This window comes from uncultured Agrobacterium sp. (genome assembly GCA_913777615.1).
Taxonomy (GTDB): Bacteria; Pseudomonadota; Alphaproteobacteria; order Rhizobiales; family Rhizobiaceae; genus Agrobacterium.
In genome coordinates, this window is the sequence record CAJYTK010000013.1 from 129,216 (window position 1) to 142,573 (window position 13,358).

Below are 13,358 nucleotides of genomic sequence, written 5' to 3' on the forward strand. Positions count from 1 at the left end.
CGAATGAAATTGCTCAAATTTGCCTTTGCGGGTGCCATGTTCGTCAGCGCTGTTGCTGCGAGCACGATCGCTTCTGCGGCCGATCTTCTGACGATCCAGTTGAAGGATGGCCCGGTCGTCATTCAGCTTATGCCCGAGGTTGCGCCGAAGCATGTGGCGCAGATCGAGGCTCTCGCCAAGAAGGGCGCCTATGATGGCGTTGCCTTCCACCGCGTCATCAACGGTTTCATGGCGCAGACCGGCGATGTGCAGTACGGCAATATGAACAAGGGCTTCGATGCGCGGCGTGCCGGTACCGGTGGTTCCGACCTTCCAGATATCCCCGCCGAGTTCTCGAAAGTTCCCTTCGAGCGTGGCACCGTCGGCATGGCCCGGTCGCAAAACCCGAATTCTGCAAACTCGCAGTTCTTCATCATGTTCGATCAGGGACCTTTCTTAAACGGCCAGTATACCGTGGTCGGCAAGGTCGTTTCGGGCATGGAATTCGTCGACAAGATCAAGCGTGGTGCCGGCGGAAACGGCGAAGTCTCCGATCCTGACCGCATGGTCAAGGTAACGGTGACCAAGAAGTAACATCGCGACAACCACGTCAAACGGGCGTTCTGCCCCTCTAGCCTAACCCTAGCAAGGAGAGATATCATGGCCGAGATCAAGGATCCGGAAAACACCCTCATCATGGAAACGACGACCGGCAAGGTTGTTATTCAGCTTCTGCCAGAAGTTGCTCCAGGCCATGTTGCCCGCATCAAGGAACTGGTGTCCGAGCAGGCCTATGACGGCGTCGTCTTCCACCGCGTCATCGCAGACTTCATGGCACAGACCGGCGACGTGAAGTTCGGCAAGAAGGGTTCTGCCGATTTTAACCCGGCACGTGCCGGTATGGGCGGTTCTGAGAAGCCTGACCTGAAGGCTGAATTCTCCGCCATTCCGCATGTTCGCGGCACGTGCTCCATGGCCCGTTCGCAGAGCCCGAACTCCGCCAACTCGCAGTTCTTCATCTGCTTTACGGATTCTCCGTGGCTGAACAAGCAGTACACGGTCTGGGGCCAGGTAATTGAGGGCATGGAAGCCATCGACAAGATCAAGAAGGGCGAGCCTGTGAAGGACCCCGATTCGATCGTGTCGATCCGTCTGGCGTCTGCAGCCTAAGGAGTTCTCGCCTTGCCGAGAGGCAGGGCGGGCCGCCGACGTTTTCTATCCTCGGGGCACTCTCGGGCTTAACCCGAGGACCGAGGACGACGTCGAGGAAAAGGCATCCTTCGTGCCAACCATGACCCGCCGGCAGTTCGCTGCGAGGCGGGTTTTGACATTCTGAGCTTTTCGCTTTTCTCTGCGGCGAGAGAGGTGAAAGTGACAATAGACGAATTTTATAAGAGCTTCCGAATGCGTGTTGACCTGTTCGATTTCGATCTCCCCGAGGAAAATATTGCGTTGCGCCCGGCCAATCCGCGTGACAGCGCCCGACTACTCGTGGTCGATCCCAATACGGACCGGATGACGGATCATCAGGTCTTTGATCTTGCGAGCTTCCTGAAGCCCGGCGACGCGCTGGTGTTCAACGATACACGCGTCATTCCCGCACAGCTCGAAGGCATTCGCTTGCGCGAAGGCGCGCAGGAGACCTCGGTTTCCGCCACGCTGCACATGCGCGCCGATGCGAGCCGGTGGAAGGCCTTCGCGCGGCCGGGCAAACGCATCAAGGCGGGCGACCGCATTCGCTTCGGCTATGAGCGCGACAATGCCTGCGGCCTTGCCTGGCTGGAAGCGACGGTGGAGGAAAAGGGCGAGGAGGGTGAAATCACCCTGCTGTTCGACGTATCCGGTCCCGCACTCGATGAAGCGATTGCCTCTGTCGGGCATATTCCGCTGCCTCCCTATATCGCTGCGAAGCGGCCCGAGGATATGCAGGATCAGGAAGATTATCAGACGATCTATGCGCGGGAAAAAGGTGCCGTTGCCGCACCGACGGCTGGCCTGCATTTTACGCCAGCACTCTTCGAAGCGCTGGACAAGGCTGGCATCGAGCGCCACTTCGTCACGCTGCATGTCGGTGCCGGAACATTTCTGCCGGTCAAGGCCGATGACACCGAAGACCACAAGATGCATCTTGAAATCGGCTATGTGTCGGACGAGACGGCTGAGAAGCTGAATGTGGTGAAGGCGAGGGGCGGACGGATCGTCTGCGTTGGTACGACATCGCTGCGGCTGATCGAAAGTGCTGCCGGCGACGACGGGCAGATCCGCCCATGGTCAGGTGCGACCGGCATCTTCATCACGCCAGGCTATCGCTTCAAGGCGGTCGATATTCTGATGACCAATTTTCACCTGCCGAAATCCACTCTTTTTATGCTGGTTTCGGCCTTCTGCGGTCTGGAGACGATGCGAGCGGCGTACGCCCATGCCATCGAAACAGGCTACCGTTTCTATTCCTATGGCGATTCCAGCCTGCTCTTCCGGAAAGTCTGATGCACGAAAACTTCACCTTCACCCTTAAAGCAACCAGCGGCGGCGCGCGCCTCGGCGAAGTGGCGATGCCGCGCGGCGTGATCCGCACGCCCGCCTTCATGCCGGTCGGCACAGTCGGTACTGTCAAGGCCATGTATCTGGATCAGGTGCGCGAGCTCGGCGCCGATATCATTCTCGGCAATACCTATCACCTGATGCTGCGCCCCGGCCCGGAGCGGGTGGCGCGCCTCGGCGGCCTGCATGAGCTGATCCGCTGGCCGCATCCGATCCTGACCGATAGCGGCGGCTTTCAGGTCATGTCGTTGTCTGGTCTGCGAAAGCTCGATGAAAAGGGCGTGACCTTCAAGAGCCATGTCGATGGTTCGCTGCATCATATGTCTCCGGAGCGCTCCATCGAGATCCAGGGTCTGCTCGATTCGGATATCCAGATGCAGCTCGATGAATGCGTGGCGCTTCCCGCCGAACGCAAGGAAATCGAGCGGGCCATGGAAATGTCTCTGCGCTGGGCGGAACGCTGCCGTGTGGCCTTTGGCGAGCAGAAGGGCAAGGCAATGTTCGGTATCGTCCAGGGCGGCGACCAGCCGGACTTGCGCATCCGTTCTGCCGAGGGATTGAAGCAGCTTGATCTCAAGGGCTACGCCGTTGGTGGCTTGGCAGTCGGCGAGCCGCAAGACGTGATGCTGGCCATGCTCGACACGACGCTGCCGGTTCTGCCGACGGAAAAGCCGCGCTATCTGATGGGTGTGGGTACGCCGGACGATATCCTGAAATCCGTGGCGCGCGGCATCGACATGTTCGACTGCGTGATGCCGACTCGTTCTGGCCGCCACGGCCTTGCCTTTACCCGCAGGGGCAGGGTCAATATTCGCAATGCGCGCCACGCCGAAGATATGCGTCCGCTTGATGAGCAGTCCAACTGCCCGGCATCGCGCGATTATTCCCGCGCTTATCTGCATCATCTGGTCCGATCCAATGAAGCGCTGGGCGGCATGCTTCTTTCCTGGCACAATCTCGCCTATTATCAGGAGTTGATGCAGGGGATTCGCAAATCGATTGAAGAAGGTCGCTTTGCGGATTTCTACGCGGAGACCATTGAAATGTGGGCGAAAGGCGATATCGATCCGGTGTGACAAACATCATCGGATCGCCGAATGCTAGATGCGCCTTACGTTCTTTTTCGTGACGATACGACCGGCACCGTGACACTGTTTACGGAGCCGGAGGAGATTATCGTTGCGCATGAGATTGACGCATTCTTTCCCGCCCTTGCGCGGATGGAGGCGGTCAGGGCTGAGGGCAAGTATTTAGCCGGCTATATGTCCTATGAGGCAGGATACCTTTTCGAGCCGAAGCTCGCACCCTTGGCAGAGGGGAGCCGACAGACACCGCTCCTGTGTTTTGGTGTCTTCAGCTCACCAGCCGGTGACATGACCCCTATGCCTAAGCCATTGAATATCCTGGCGGCTGACGCTTTGTTGAGCGATCTCAAACCCTCCTGGTCTTTCGCGGATTATGAAACGCAGTTCAACACATTGCACCAGCATCTGCGCCAGGGAGATTGTTACCAGGCTAATCTTACTATGCCTGTCACCGGTCGGTGGCACGGTGATCCGCTTGCCGGGTTCTGGTCTCTGATCGACCGTCAGCCGGTGAAATATGGCGCCTTGATCGATCTTGGTGGGCCTGTGATTCTGTCGCGCTCTCCCGAACTGTTTTTCTCGGTCGATGCGGAGGGCTGGATCGAGACCCATCCGATGAAGGGCACCGTCAAGCGCGGATCGTCGGCGGAGGAAGATGCGGCTCTGATTGAGGCCATGGGCAAGGATGAGAAAACGCTTGCCGAAAATCGCATGATTGTCGATCTGCTGCGCAATGATATTTCACGGATCACGGAAGTCGGCACGCTACATGTGCCGAAGCTTTTCGAGATCGAGACCTATCCAACCGTCCACCAGATGGTCAGCCATGTGCGGGCCAAGCTGTTACCCGATGTGAGCATTGGTGATATCTTCGCCGCTCTCTTTCCCTGCGGTTCGGTGACGGGTGCGCCGAAAATGCGGGCGATGGAAATCCTGCACGATCTGGAAATCGGCCTACGCGATGTCTATTGCGGTGCCATTGGACTCATATCGCCAAAGGGGGAAATGCGCTTTTCCGTGGCGATCCGCACCATTACTTTGTTCGACGATGGACGAGCGACCTTCAATGTCGGAGGCGGGATCGTTTTCGATTCCACTGCGCAGTCCGAATATGACGAGTGCTTGCTGAAGGCGAAGTTCGCAGCTGGTAAGCGAAAACTCGGCTGAGCTGGTCAAACGCATGAAGGTCGGATGAAGAGACGGCATCGCCGTCATGCAAGTGTCATATCCTGCTCTTAGAGACAGTGCGCAGAAGGTACGCTTCGACATGCACCAAAACCATGCGCGGCTGCGCGATGGGACATGTCGGAGAGACCATCTTTCTTTGTTTCTCAAGGATATCGCTCCATGACATCATTCCGTTCCGTGACCTCTCGCGGGCTTGCCGCCGCGCTGGCGACATCGATCTTCATCTTTCCTGCCGCTGCGATGGCTGAAAGCAGCGCCACCGCAAATGGCGTCAGCTATGCTAACAAGGGTCTCGTCGCCATCGGGCGCATTCCCGCCAGCCAGCGCGACAAGTTGGGTGAAACCTTCGGCTCAGGTTCCGGCATGGCGATCGATGTCACCAGCTGGAAGAAGGATGGCGATGCCTATCGCGGTTCGCTATGGCTGTTGCCGGACCGTGGCTACAACGTCGAAGGCACGACGGATTATGATGCCCGCATCAACAAGATCGATGTCACGCTGATGCCCGCAACGGGCGGCGATGTGGCTGCGGACAAGCAGCAGACGGGTGTTCAGGCGAAACTTGCCGATACGCTGCTTTTGACCGATGAGCAGGGCAAGAACATGACAGGCCTCGACCCGGAGGTAGGTACCCGTCCGGCGAGCGGCGCAACGCCAGTGCTGCCTTTTGCCTCTACCGGTAAGGTCTCTCTCGATGCCGAGGCTGTTGTGCGCCTAGCGGATGGCTCGTTCCTCATCAGCGACGAGTACGGACCCTATATCTATCATTTCTCTGCCGATGGTAAGATGATCTCGGCCACGCAGCCGCCAAAGGCGCTGCTGCCGATGCGCAAGGGTGAGATCAACTTCTCGTCCAACAATGTTGGCGAAGGCGGCAAGAAGCCTGATCCGAAGGATCCCGAAACCGGGCGCCAGAACAATCAGGGTCTTGAAGGCATGTCACTGACCCCGGATGGCAAATACCTCATTGCCGTTCTGCAATCGGCGACCCGTCAGGATGGTGGTGATTCCTCGTCGACTCGCGATCATACCCGCGCACTGGTCTACGATGCGAGCGATGTCGACCACCTGAAGCTTGCGCATGAATATGTCGTGCCGCTGCCGAAGTTCGAAGGCAAGGACAAGAAGCTCGTGGCAGCCCAGAGCGAAATTTTGGCGCTGTCCGACAAGGCCTTCCTGATGCTGGCGCGTGACAGCAACAACGGTCAGGGCCTGAAGGGCGATACGTCTGTCTACCGTAAAATCGAACTCGTCGATCTTTCCGGCGCCACTGATATTGCCGGCGGCGAGTATGATGACGTGAAAGCGGTTGCGCCCAAGGGCGCTCTGGACAGCGCCGTCAAACCCGCTCTTCTGCATGACTTCATCGATCTGAATGACAGCAAGGAGCTTGCTCGTTTCGGCCTGCACAACGGCGCGCCGAACGACAAGAACAACCTGTCGGAAAAGTGGGAAGCCATGTCAATTGCCAGCGCCATCGACGCGTCCGCACCGGACGACTACTTCCTCTTCGTTGCCAATGACAACGACTTCCTGACGCAAGACGGATTCCAGGTCGGAAAGTCCTACAAGGCGGAAGGTGATGCGGATGTGGACACCATGTTCCAGGTGTTTCGCGTGACGCTGCCGGGCGTTACCAAGCGCTAGAGACAGATCGCTTTACAAGGGCCACGCCGAACACAATCGGCGCGGCTTTTTTTATGCGTCTCAGTCGTCTTCGACGTCGTTGAATTCCTGCGTGCCGGATGCAGTGGAATGGAACACCGGCACAAAGAGCCGCATATAGACGAGCTTGACGCTCCAGCCCTGTTCCAGGGCGTCCGCCCATGCTTGCTTGCGACCGGGCTTCTTGAAGCCTTTGGCAATCGCCTTCTTCTCGCTCTTGGCGAATGTCTTCGGTTGGAGAATGTTTTCAGGTGAGCAAAGGGCAAAACCCTTCTGAAAGGCCGGTGGCGGATTGGGTGTGATTGTCATGTCTATCAGCCTGCGTGGAGGAAGCGGATGGCTTCGTCCCTGCGATGGAGGTAAAGCAGGGTTCTCAGGTTCCTGCCGCGCTCGCTGACGAGCTCGGCATCTTTTTCGATCATATAGGCGGCGTCCTTGCGGGCGATTTCAAGCAAGTCTGCATGGGCCTCGAGACTGGCGATACGAAAGCCCGGCGTTCCGGATTGGCGCGTGCCGAGAAGTTCGCCTTCGCCGCGCAGCTTCAGATCCTCTTCGGCAATCAGGAAGCCGTCTTCACTGTCGCGCAAGATGGAAAGCCGCGCCTTGCCGTTTTCGCTGAGTGGACCCTTGTACAGCAATATGCAGGTGGAGGCCTCGTCGCCACGGCCGACACGACCGCGCAACTGGTGAAGCTGTGCAAGGCCAAAACGTTCGGCGTGCTCAATGACCATGATCGTTGCATCGGGCACATCCACGCCCACCTCAACGACGGTGGTTGCCACAAGCAGGCGCGTTTCACCGCTCTTGAAGGCCAGCATAGCGGCATCCTTTTCAGGCCCGCTCATGCGGCCATGGATGAGGCCGATATTAACGCGCAAGGATTGCGATAGCACCGCATGTCTTTCCTCCGCCGACATGAGATCGGATTCCTCCGATTCCTCCACCAGCGGGCAAATCCAGTAGGCTTTCTTGCCTTCGGCCAGAGCGCCTCGCAGCCTGTCGACAATATCGCCGATCCGCTCATTGGGAATGGTGACCGTCTGGATGGGCTTTCGGCCTGCGGGCTTTTCCGTCAACTTGGAGACATCCATGTCACCGAAGGCGGCGAGAACGAGCGTTCGCGGGATGGGCGTTGCCGTCATCACCAGCATATGCGGTGTTATGCCCTTGGCGGTGAGGCGCAGCCGCTGATGTACGCCAAAGCGATGCTGCTCATCCACCACGGCCAGAACGAGGTTTTTGTAAGTGACGCTGTCCTGAAACAGAGCGTGCGTGCCGATAACAATCTGCGCTTCGCCGGATGCGATGCGCTCCTCGATTTCGCGGCGCTCCTTGCCCTTGGTTCTGCCGGTCAGAACCTCGCAGGAGATGCCCGCAGCCGCGGCATATTTCGAGATCGTCGCGAAATGCTGGCGCGCCAGAATTTCCGTCGGCGCCATCAGCACGGCCTGACCGCCAGCTTCAACGGCGGTCGCCATGGCCATCAGGGCCACCAGCGTCTTCCCCGCGCCGACATCGCCCTGCAGCAGCCGAAGCATGCGGTCCTCGCCCGCCATATCGGTCAGAATATCCTTCACCGCAGCACTTTGGCTGTTGGTGAGCGAGAAGGGCAGACCCGCCAAAATTCGTGCGGCATAATCACCCCTGGCGCGGATCGGCTGGCCCGCGACCTTTCGCAGTCTTTGGCGAACGAGCGTGAGTGAAAGCTGGCCTGCCAGAAACTCGTCATAGGCGAGCCTGCGGCGGGCAGGGGCTTGCGGATCGATATCGGCCCCATCGCGTGGATCGTGCAGTTCTCGGAAGGCATCCGCCACATGCGGAAAGCTCTGGCGCGTGGCAAGCGTCTCGTCGATCCATTCGGCAAAGACCGGCAGGCGCTGCAAAGCCGTATCGATGGCGCGTTTCAGTATCTTGGGCGAAAGCCCCCCCGTCATCGGATAGACGGCTTCCACCAGCGGTAGATTATCCGTCTCCGATACCTTTACCATGAAGTCCGGGTGAACCATGGAGGCGCGGCCATTGAACCAGTCGATCTTGCCGCTGACCATCACCTCCTCATCGATTGGAAGCGCTTTGGATAACCAGTCGCCTCTGGCCCGGAAAAAGGTCAGCGCCAGTTCGCCGGTCTCGTCATGCAGGAAGACGCGGTAGGGTGCGGAGCGATTGCCGGGGGGCGCAGGCTGATGCCTGTCGATACGTCCCTGAATGGTGACAATGGCGCCTTGGGGTGCAAGCGCGATACCCGGACGATTGCGCCGGTCGATGATATTGGACGGCGCATGAAACAGAAGGTCGATAACACGCGTGTCCTCGGCGTTCTCCCGGCCCAGAAGTTTCGCCAAGAGATCGGCAAGCTTTGGGCCAACGCCTGCAAGCGAAGAGACTGTGGCAAAAAGGGGATCGAGGATGGCGGGGCGCATGGGCTGCAAAATCGGGTAAGGCTGCGCCCATTGCAAGAGTGCTAGACGGATAAAGAGCGTTTATCACCGGCAGTTTTTATGCCCAATGCCGCATATTTGCACAAATAGCGGTTCCCAAGCGTTCCTGTCCTGTTCTATAGGAATGCGAAACCAACATACAGGTGAATGCGATGACTGGACTGGTGCGCACGAGTGCCGACCTCGAACCGAGGCGCCGGCGGATTCTCTATCGTTGCTGGCATCGCGGGATTCGCGAGATGGACCTTGTGCTGGGGCAGTTCGCCCAAGACAATATCGCCGATCTTTCGGACGCGGACCTCGATGAGCTGGAAGTCATCATGGCCGAGGAAGATAACGACCTCGTCAAGATGGTGACGGGCGCTCTGCCGATCCCTGAAAAATTCCAGACACCTCTCTTCATGAAAATCGCCTCTTATCGCCCGGACTTCGATCCGGTCACATCCGAGACAACGAAAGCCTGATTTATGATCGCCGGGATTGATGTGAAGCTGGTGGCATCGGCCGATACGCCGCTGACCATTGGAAATGTGCCATCCGGAATGGAGGCGCTTCTCCTGGCGGATATGGCGCGGGCGGGAACGTCTGTCGCCTATGTCATATCGGACGGGCACCGTATTGCCGATCTCGAGCAGATCCTGGGCTTCGTTGCGCCGGAAATCCCGGTGCTGACACTACCTGCCTGGGACTGCCTTCCCTATGACCGCGTGTCACCAAGTGCGGACACCTCTGCGCGCAGGCTTGCGGCGCTGTCGGGGCTGATCCAGCATCAGAAGAAGCCGCATCCGGCCATCGTTCTCGTCACCGTCAACGCCATGCTGCAAAAGATGGCGCCGCGCGACATTATCGAGAGTCTGGCCTTTTCCGCCAAGCCGGGCAACCAGATCCGCATGGAAGACATCGCCGCGCGCCTCGAGCGTAACGGCTTTGATCGCGTGGCGACGGTGCGCGAAGTCGGCGAGTTTGCCGTGCGCGGTGGCATTCTCGATGTCTTCGTCCCCGGCACGGAAGAGCCGGTGCGTCTCGATTTCTTCGGGGATACGCTGGAGAGCATCCGCACCTTCGATCCTGCCAGCCAGCGCACCATCGGTCAGGCCCGGTCGCTCGATCTCAACCCGATGAGCGAAGTGACGCTGACGCCCGATACGATCAGCCGCTTTCGCAAGAACTACCTGTCGCTCTTCGGTGCCGCGACGCGAGACGATTCGCTCTATCAGGCCGTCTCCGAGGGCCGCCGCTATGCGGGCATGGAGCACTGGTTGCCGCTTTTTTACGAAAAGCTGGAAACCGCCTTCGACTACCTCCAGGACTTTCGCATCGTCACCGATCATACCGCCCGCGAGGCCGCCGTCGAGCGCTCCAAGCTGGTGCATGACTATTTCGAGGCGCGGCGCAATTCCGGCCAGACCAAGGGCGCGACGCAAGGCGCACCCTACAAGCCGGTATCACCCAGCCAACTCTATATTGGCGGCAAGGGCTTCGATGAGGCGCTGAACGCGGTCAATGCGGTTCGCCTGACGCCGTTCAACGAACAGGACACCAACGACAGGCCGGTTGCCACGCTCGATGCGCATGTTGGCCCCCGTTGGGCAAAGCCGCCTGCTGAAGGTGGCGCGGAAGACCGGGTCAATGTCTTCGATCTCGCGGTCAAGCACATTGCCGAGCGGCGCTCGAAAGGCTGGAAGGTGCTGATCACCGGCTGGTCGGAAGGATCGCTCGACCGCCTGATGCAGGTTCTCAACGAGCATGGGCTGGAAAAGATCAAGCCGATCGCTTCGTTGAGAGAGGTGGAGAAGCTCGGCAAGGGGGAGGCGGCCTCCGCCGTTCTCAGCCTTGAGGCTGGCTTCGAGACGAGCTACGGGGCAAGCAATCTCGCTGTTATCGGCGAGCAGGATATTCTTGGCGACCGTATGGTGCGCCGCTCCAAGCGCCGCAAGCGCGGCGCCGATTTCATCTCGGAAGTTGCCGGGCTGGATGAAGGGTCGCTGGTCGTTCATGCCGAACACGGTATCGGCCGTTTCGTCGGACTGCGCACCATCGAGGCTGCCGGTGCGCCGCGCGACTGCCTCGAACTGCACTATGCCGATGATGCGAAGCTTTTCCTGCCCGTCGAAAATATCGATCTTCTCTCCCGCTACGGATCGGATGCCGCGGAAGCGCAGCTCGACAAGCTTGGCGGCGGCGCATGGCAGATGCGCAAGGCGAAGCTCAAGAAGCGCCTGCTCGATATGGCAGGCGATCTTATCCGCATCGCAGCTGCCCGCCTGATACGCAAAGCTCCAGTCTTGACGGCACCCGACGGCCTCTATGACGAGTTCGCGGCACGCTTCCCTTACGATGAAACCGAAGATCAGATGAATGCGATCGACTCGATCCGCGATGATCTGGGCGCCGGTCGTCCGATGGACCGCCTGATCTGCGGAGACGTCGGCTTCGGCAAAACGGAAGTGGCGCTGCGCGCCGCTTTCCTTGCGGCAATGAACGGCGTGCAGGTGGCCGTCGTGGTGCCGACCACGCTTCTGGCACGCCAGCATTTCCGCACCTTCTCCGAGCGTTTCAGAGGGTTGCCGATCCGTGTGCAGCAGGCCTCGCGCCTCGTGGGCGCCAAGGAACTCAATCTCGTCAAGAAGGAAGTGGCCGAAGGCAAGACAGATATCGTCGTCGGCACGCATGCGCTGCTCGGGCAGGGCATCACCTTTGCCAATCTCGGTCTCCTCATCATCGATGAAGAGCAGCATTTCGGCGTGAAGCACAAGGAGCGGCTGAAAGAACTGAAGAGCGACGTTCACGTTCTGACGCTGTCGGCGACGCCGATCCCGCGCACCTTGCAACTGGCAATGACCGGTGTTCGTGAACTGTCGCTCATCACCACGCCGCCGGTGGACCGCATGGCGGTGCGCACCTTCATCTCGCCTTTCGATCCGCTGGTGATCCGTGAAACGTTGATGCGAGAACATTATCGTGGCGGCCAGAGCTTCTATGTCTGCCCGCGTCTGGCGGATCTCGCCGATATCCATGCCTTCCTGCAATCGGACGTTCCGGAGCTGAAGGTGGCGGTGGCCCATGGTCAGATGCCAGCGGGCGAGCTGGAAGACATCATGAATGCCTTCTATGACGGCAAATATGATGTGCTTCTCTCCACTACCATCGTCGAATCCGGTCTCGATGTGCCGACAGCCAATACTCTGATCGTCCATCGCGCCGACATGTTCGGCCTGGCGCAGCTTTATCAGCTGCGCGGTCGTGTCGGGCGTTCGAAGGTTCGCGCTTTCGCCCTCTTCACACTGCCGGTCAACAAGGTGCTGACGACCATGGCAGAGCGTCGTCTTAAGGTATTGCAGTCGCTCGATACGCTCGGTGCGGGCTTCCAGCTTGCCAGCCACGATCTCGATATCCGCGGCGCCGGCAATCTGCTTGGAGAGGAGCAATCCGGCCATATCAAGGAAGTCGGCTTCGAGCTTTACCAGCAGATGCTGGAAGAGGCGGTCGCTGAAGTGAAGGGCGAGGACGACGTCGTCGATACCGGCTGGTCGCCGCAAATTTCTGTCGGCACCTCCGTCATGATTCCGGAAAGCTATGTGCCAGACCTGCATCTGCGCATGGGTCTTTATCGCCGCCTTGGCGAGTTGACAGATCTCAATGAGATCGACGGTTTTGGTGCTGAAATGATCGACCGCTTCGGTCCGTTGCCGAAGGAAGTGCAGCATCTGTTGAAGATCGTCTACGTCAAGTCGCTCTGCCGTACAGCCAATGTCGAGAAGCTCGATGCCGGTCCGAAGGGCGTTGTCGTGCAGTTCCGTAACAAGGAGTTCCCGAACCCGGCAGCACTGGTCGGCTATATCGGCAAGCAGGGCTCCATGGCAAAAATCCGTCCCGATCACAGCGTGTTCCTGACCCGCGATCTGCCGACGCCTGAGAAGCGATTGGCGGGTGCGGCGATGATCATGACGCAGCTTGCCGAGCTGGCGAAATCGTGACGCCTGAACGCCGTTGGCGTCAAGATATCTGACGCCAACTCGCATCCTTACACGGAATTAATCAAACGGACATGTGGCGGTAGCCATAGCAGGAGTAGTCTGTTCTTCATCAGCACAGGACAATGTGCTGGATCATTCAAGGAGCAGGACTATGTGGACGTTGAAGAACAGATTTGTCACCGCTGGTCTGGTTGCTTTGACAATTGCGGGCACCACAATTGCCACCACCAGCCAAGCTGAAGCACGCAACAATTTCGGCCGCGGCTTTGCCGCTGGCATCGCCGGTACGCTCGTGGGCGGCGCTTTACTATCGGCTGCGCATGACAGGCCTGTCTACACCACTCCGGTGTATGCTGAGCCGACCTATTACGGCCCGCCACCCGTCGTTTACGAACCCGTCTATCCCCGTTGCCACATTGCTTGGCGTCAGGACGGTTTTGGCGACATGTACCGTGTTCGCGTCTGCAATTGATGCGCCGTAATAT

Annotated in this window: 11 protein-coding genes; 9 read left to right on the top strand and 2 right to left on the bottom strand. The window is 58.9% G+C overall.

All coding sequences use genetic code 11. The features are described 5' to 3' along the window. Nucleotides 1–3 precede the first annotated feature (3 nt). The 6 genes from QZ862_RS12165 (at nt 4) to QZ862_RS12190 (ending at nt 6,440) form a co-directional block, all read left to right on the top strand. The gene (locus tag QZ862_RS12165) at nt 4–573 is read left to right on the top strand and encodes a peptidylprolyl isomerase (RefSeq protein ID WP_296018547.1); all 570 of its coding nucleotides are present in this window, start codon (nt 4–6) and stop codon (nt 571–573) included. Between the two features lie 66 nt (nt 574–639). Further along, nucleotides 640–1,149, top strand: a complete 510-nt coding sequence (locus tag QZ862_RS12170; RefSeq protein WP_296018550.1) for a peptidylprolyl isomerase — start codon at nt 640–642, stop codon at nt 1,147–1,149. Nucleotides 1,150–1,383: 234 nt separating this feature from the next. Then, nucleotides 1,384–2,466, top strand: coding sequence for a tRNA preQ1(34) S-adenosylmethionine ribosyltransferase-isomerase QueA (gene queA, locus QZ862_RS12175; RefSeq protein ID WP_296100120.1), 1,083 nt, complete (start codon nt 1,384–1,386; stop codon nt 2,464–2,466). After that, nucleotides 2,466–3,596, top strand: coding sequence for a tRNA guanosine(34) transglycosylase Tgt (tgt, locus tag QZ862_RS12180; RefSeq protein WP_296018552.1), 1,131 nt, complete (start codon nt 2,466–2,468; stop codon nt 3,594–3,596). Before queA ends, tgt begins: the two co-directional genes overlap by 1 nt. 21 nt (nt 3,597–3,617) lie before the next feature. Beyond that, nucleotides 3,618–4,772, top strand: a complete 1,155-nt coding sequence (locus QZ862_RS12185) for an aminodeoxychorismate synthase component I (RefSeq protein WP_296100122.1) — start codon at nt 3,618–3,620, stop codon at nt 4,770–4,772. 180 nt (nt 4,773–4,952) lie between these two features. Next, nucleotides 4,953–6,440 (top strand): esterase-like activity of phytase family protein, encoded by a 1,488-nt coding sequence (locus QZ862_RS12190; protein ID WP_296100125.1) that lies wholly within the window; start codon nt 4,953–4,955, stop codon nt 6,438–6,440. Between the two features lie 60 nt (nt 6,441–6,500). Here QZ862_RS12190 and QZ862_RS12195 read toward each other — a convergent pair whose 3' ends face one another. Next, entirely contained in the window at nt 6,501–6,767 is a 267-nt protein-coding gene (locus QZ862_RS12195; RefSeq protein WP_296018556.1) for a hypothetical protein, read from the bottom strand. A 5-nt stretch (nt 6,768–6,772) separates the two neighbouring features. Then, nucleotides 6,773–8,878 (bottom strand): ATP-dependent DNA helicase RecG, encoded by a 2,106-nt coding sequence (recG, locus tag QZ862_RS12200; RefSeq protein ID WP_296100127.1) that lies wholly within the window; start codon nt 8,876–8,878, stop codon nt 6,773–6,775. 170 nt (nt 8,879–9,048) lie between these two features. On the opposite strand from recG, the gene QZ862_RS12205 reads away from it, so the two are divergent. The 3 genes from QZ862_RS12205 to QZ862_RS12215 all read left to right on the top strand — a co-directional run bounded on the left by QZ862_RS12205 (nt 9,049) and on the right by QZ862_RS12215 (nt 13,345). Continuing rightward, nucleotides 9,049–9,360 carry a succinate dehydrogenase assembly factor 2 gene (locus QZ862_RS12205; protein ID WP_296100130.1) on the top strand — a complete coding sequence of 104 codons (312 nt, stop codon included), beginning with the start codon at nt 9,049–9,051 and terminating at the stop codon, nt 9,358–9,360. 3 nt (nt 9,361–9,363) lie between these two features. After that, nucleotides 9,364–12,873, top strand: a complete 3,510-nt coding sequence (mfd, locus tag QZ862_RS12210; protein WP_296100133.1) for a transcription-repair coupling factor — start codon at nt 9,364–9,366, stop codon at nt 12,871–12,873. Nucleotides 12,874–13,024: 151 nt separating this feature from the next. Continuing rightward, entirely contained in the window at nt 13,025–13,345 is a 321-nt protein-coding gene (locus QZ862_RS12215) for a hypothetical protein (RefSeq protein WP_296037215.1), read from the top strand. Nucleotides 13,346–13,358 lie beyond the last annotated feature (13 nt).